Annotated in this window: 4 protein-coding genes; 3 read left to right on the top strand and 1 reads right to left on the bottom strand. The window is 71.8% G+C overall.

Going from position 1 to position 4,750, the window contains the following annotated elements:
- Nucleotides 1-2,026: isoleucine--tRNA ligase (gene ileS / locus ADY01_RS32970; RefSeq protein ID WP_049580423.1), on the bottom strand; the 2,026-nt coding region annotated here is incomplete at its 3' end.
- A gap of 286 nt (nt 2,027-2,312) precedes the next feature.
- Between ileS and ADY01_RS41965 the strand changes: the two genes are divergently transcribed.
- Genes ADY01_RS41965 through ADY01_RS32955 form a run of 3 tightly spaced genes read left to right on the top strand, consistent with a single transcriptional unit; the run spans nt 2,313 to nt 4,669 of the window.
- Nucleotides 2,313-2,951, top strand: coding sequence for a TraR/DksA C4-type zinc finger protein (locus tag ADY01_RS41965; RefSeq protein ID WP_078900814.1), 639 nt, complete (start codon nt 2,313-2,315; stop codon nt 2,949-2,951).
- Nucleotides 2,952-3,007: 56 nt separating this feature from the next.
- Complete coding sequence (gene lspA / locus ADY01_RS32960) at nt 3,008-3,682, top strand: signal peptidase II (RefSeq protein WP_049580421.1); 675 nt, start codon at nt 3,008-3,010, stop codon at nt 3,680-3,682.
- Between the two features lie 45 nt (nt 3,683-3,727).
- Nucleotides 3,728-4,669 carry an RluA family pseudouridine synthase gene (locus ADY01_RS32955; protein WP_049580420.1) on the top strand — a complete coding sequence of 314 codons (942 nt, stop codon included), beginning with the start codon at nt 3,728-3,730 and terminating at the stop codon, nt 4,667-4,669.
- The last annotated feature ends 81 nt before the right edge of the window (nt 4,670-4,750 follow it).

The raw sequence follows: 4,750 nt of genomic DNA, 5'->3' as shown, positions 1-4,750 counted from the left end.
CGGCCGGGGTGGGGGCCCAGCCGCAGGTGCGGGCGTAGAGGGCCTGGAAGGCGACCGTGTTCCAGTAGGTGAGCAGCGTCTTGCGCACCACCTCCTGGATGGTGCCGTGCCCGACCCGGCGGGCCGCCCAGGGCGAGCCGCCCGCGGCCATGAACCAGCGCACCGCGTCGGCGCCGTGCCGTTCCATGAGCGGGATGGGCTCCAGGATGTTCCCCAGGTGCTTGGACATCTTGCGGCCGTCCTCGGCCAGGATGTGCCCGAGGCAGACGACGGTCTCGTAGGAGGACCGGTCGAAGACCAGGGTGCCGATGGCCATCAGCGTGTAGAACCAGCCGCGGGTCTGGTCGATGGCCTCGCAGATGTACTGCGCCGGGTACGTGCGCTCGAAGACCTCCCGGTTGCGGTACGGGTATCCCCACTGGGCGAACGGCATCGCGCCCGAGTCGTACCAGGCGTCGATGACCTCGGGAACGCGCCGGGCCGTGTGGTCGCAGCCCGCCTCGGGGCAGGCGAACACCACCTCGTCGATGAACGGGCGGTGCGGGTCGAGCCCCGACTGGTCGGCTCCGGTCAGCCGGCTGAGCTCGGCCAGCGAGCCGACGCAGGTGAGGTGGCCGTCCTCGCAGCGCCAGATGGGCAGCGGGGTGCCCCAGTAACGGTTGCGCGAGAGGGCCCAGTCGACGTTGTTGTCCAGCCAGTCCCCGTAGCGGCCACGCTTGACCGACTCCGGGTACCAGGTGGTGCGCTCGTTCTCCCGGAGCAGGGCGTCCTTCACCAGGGTGGTGCGGATGTACCAGGCGGGCTGTGCGTAGTAGAGGAGCGGGGTGTGGCAGCGCCAGCAGTGCGGATAGCTGTGCTCGTACGCGACGTGCCGGAAGAGCAGGCCCCTGTCCGCCAGGTCGGCGACCAGCGCCTCGTCGGCCTTCTTGAAGAACTGGCCGCCAACCAGCGGCAGTCCCTCCTCGAACGTGCCGTCGGCGCGCACCGGGTTGACCACGGGCAGGCCGTAGGCCCGGCAGGTGAGCAGGTCGTCCTCGCCGAACGCGGGGGACTGGTGGACCAGACCCGTGCCGTCCTCGGTGGTGACGTACTCGGCGTTCACCACGTAGTGCGCCTCGGCGCCGCCGAAGTCGACCAGGTCGAACGGGCGGCGGTAGGCCCAGCGCTCCATCTCGGCGCCGGTGAACGTCTGTCCGGTCGCCCGCCAGCCCTCGCCGAGCGCCGCCTCCAACAGCGGCTCGGCGACCAGCAGGCGCTCGGTGCCGTCGGTGGCGACGGCGTAGGTGACGCCCGGATGGGCGGCGACCGCGGTGTTGGAGACCAGCGTCCACGGGGTGGTCGTCCACACCAGCAGCGACGCCTCGCCTGCGAGCGGTCCCGACACCAGCGGCATGCGGACGTAGACCGAGGGGTCCACGACCGTCTCGTAGCCCTGCGCGAGCTCGTGGTCGGACAGGCCCGTCTCGCAGCGGGGGCACCAGGGCGCGACGCGGTGGTCCTGGCCGAGCAGGCCCTTGCCGAAGATCTCCTTCAGCGACCACCACACGGACTCGACGTACTCGGGGTCCATCGTGCGGTAGGCGTGGTCGAGGTCCACCCAGTACCCCATGCGGGTGGTCAGCTCGGCGAAGGCGTCCGTGTGGCGGGTCACCGAGGCGCGGCACCGGGCGTTGAACTCGGCGATGCCGTACGCCTCGATGTCCCGCTTCCCGCTGAAGCCGAGCTCCTTCTCCACGGCCAGCTCCACGGGCAGGCCGTGGCAGTCCCAGCCCGCCTTGCGGCTGACGTGGTAGCCCCGCATCGTCTTGAAGCGGGGGAAGACGTCCTTGAAGACGCGCGCCTCGATGTGGTGCGCGCCCGGCATGCCGTTGGCGGTCGGCGGCCCCTCGTAGAAGACCCAGTCGGGGCGGCCCTGGGACTGTTCCAGGCTGCGGCTGAAGGTCTTGTTCGCCTGCCAGAGGTCGAGCACCTCGTGTTCGAGCGCGGGCAGGTCGACCTGGGCTGGGACGTGGCGGTACTGCGTCATCGGATCGTCCTCCGGCGGACACACATGGCGATCTCCGTCGGAGGGACGAGAGCGAGCGCTCCCGCGGTACCACCCTCCTTGGCCGGGGCGGCGCCCGGATTCCGGCCGCGCCCGTGGCCCCCTCATTGGGCCGCGATGCCGGGTCTACTCGCTCGGGGGAGCTTTCCGCCGGCGGCTCCGGGGTGATTTTCGCGTCGCGCTCGCCCCCGGGCTCACACCATCCCCGGGTCGCTCACGGCTGCCTGACGACGTTACTCGTCCCCATCAACGCCTCTCGCGCCCCCCAGTGTACGGGCCCCGGCCAGGGGACGATGACCGGTTATCCGGCGGCCGGGCGGGGCACAACGCAGGGAGACCGGCGCGCCCCCGTTGCCGCGCGGACCCGGTCGATTTATCGTTCCGGTCACGATTCGCGAGCAACATCACACTATGTGAAGGAGCCGTCGCCATGGTGGCAGCGAAGAAGGGCACGGCGGGTGATCCGGCTCCCCGGGGGCCGTCCGCCGGCACCGCGGCTCCGGCCGTCCCCGGCGACCTCGCCGTCCGGTCCGGCGAGGACCCGTGGACGGAGGAGGAGGCCGTCCGGGCCAGGGACGAGCTCACGTCCGAGGCGGACCGCCTGCGCGGCGAGATCCTCGCCTCCGAGGAGGCGCTCACCGGGCTGATGCGCGACTCGGGCGACGGGGCGGGCGACGACCAGGCCGACACGGGCACCAAGAACGTGACGCGCGAGCACGAGATGGCCCTCGCGAGCAACGCGCGGGAGATGCTCTACCAGACGGAACGGGCGCTGGCGCGCCTGGAGGCCGGGACGTACGGCCTCTGCGAGACCTGCGGGAACCCGATCGGCAAGGCCAGAATGCAGGTGTTCCCCCGCGCCACCCTGTGCGTGGACTGCAAGCAGAAGCAGGAGCGGCGGTTCTGAAGGCCACCGGCGATCGCATTTCCGGTGATCGCACTGGCGTGGCGTACCCTCATCCCGTGAGCGAGGCGGAGCGGACCATCGAGACCCCGGACGAGACCCCGGACGAGTCCAACGACAGGGGCGAGACGACCGGCACCGAGGCGCCGGCCGGTGAGAGGCCCGGCGAGCTGCCCGACGACGTGAGTGACGACATGACCGGCGAACGGGCCGCGGGCGAGGACGGCGACCCCACCCCCGCGGCGCGCGGCGGGCGCCGGGTGACCGTGCTGGCCGGGGTGGCGGCCTTCGCCTACCTGCTCGACCTGATCACCAAGATCATGGTGGTCGAGTGGCTGGAGCACGAGGAGCCGATCGAGATCTTCGGCGAGTGGCTCCGGTTCGAGGCGCTGCGCAACGGCGGGGCCGCGTTCGGCATCGGCGAGGCGCTGACCGTCGTCTTCACCTGCATCGCCGCGACCGTCATCGTGGTGATCATCCGGCTCGCCCGAAAGCTGTACAGCACCCCGTGGGCCATCGCGCTGGGGCTGCTCCTCGGCGGCGCGCTCGGCAACCTCACCGACCGCCTCTTCCGCGCGCCGGGCGCGCTGGAGGGGCACGTGGTGGACTTCATCGCCCCCAAGTACTTCGCGGTCTTCAACCTCGCCGACTCGGCCATCGTCTGCGGCGGCATCCTGATCGTCCTGCTGTCCTTCCGGGGTCTTGACCCCGACGGGACCGTGCACCGCGACTGAGCGCACCGTCCGGAACACCCGCCGCCTTCCGGCATACTCGGACGGGTGAGCACCCTTCCTGAGACCCGCGCCCTGCCCGTACCGGAAGGGCTGGAGGGAGAGCGCGTCGACGCGGCCCTGGCCCGTATGCTCGGCTTCTCCCGCACCAAGGCCGCCGAGCTCGCCGCGGCCGGGAAGGTCAGGCTGGACGGTGCCGAGGTGGGCAAGTCCGAGCGGGTGATGGGCGGTTCGTGGATCGAGGTCGAGATGCCCGTGCCCGCCGCGCCGCCCGTGGTCGAGGCCGAGCCGGTCGAGGGCATGGAGATCGTCCACGAGGACGACGACCTCGTCGTGGTCGACAAGCCGGTCGGCGTGGCGGCGCACCCCAGCCCCGGATGGCGGGGCACCACCGTGATCGGGGGCCTGGCCGCGGCCGGGTACCGGATCGCCACCTCGGGCGCCGCCGAGCGGCAGGGCATCGTGCACCGCCTCGACGTCGGCACCTCGGGGCTCATGGTCGTGGCCAAGTCCGAGGGCGCCTACGCGCACTTGAAGCAGCAGTTCCGCGAGCGGACCGTGGACAAGCGGTACCACGCGCTGGTGCAGGGGCACCCCGACCCGATGAGCGGCACCATCGACGCGCCCATCGGCCGTCACCCGCAGCACGACTACAAGTGGGCGGTCACGGCGGAGGGCAAGCCGTCGGTCACGCACTACGACCTGATCGAGGCGTTCCGCGGCGGCTCCCTGCTCGACATCAAGCTGGAGACCGGCCGCACCCACCAGATCCGCGTGCACATGGCGGCCCACCGTCACCCCTGCGTCGGCGACCTCACCTATGGCGCCGACCCGACGCTCGCGGCGCGCCTCGGGCTGACGCGGCAGTGGCTGCACGCGGTGCGGCTCGGGTTCGCGCACCCCGCGGACGGGAGCTGGGCCGAGTTCGCCAGTGACTACCCGGGGGACCTGCGTTCCGCCCTGGAGAGGATCCGCGCCGAGAGCGCCTGACCCCCGTTCGCCCGTTCAGATCTTCTCGGGGGCCGGGACGTCCCGCTGGGCCGGGAGGACGGCCGCGGGGTGCGCGAACCC

Origin of the sequence: Streptomyces sp. SBT349, assembly GCF_001083795.1 — a bacterium.
Lineage (GTDB): Bacteria > Actinomycetota > Actinomycetes > Streptomycetales > Streptomycetaceae > Streptomyces.
This window is presented reverse-complemented; position numbering and strand designations above follow the sequence as displayed.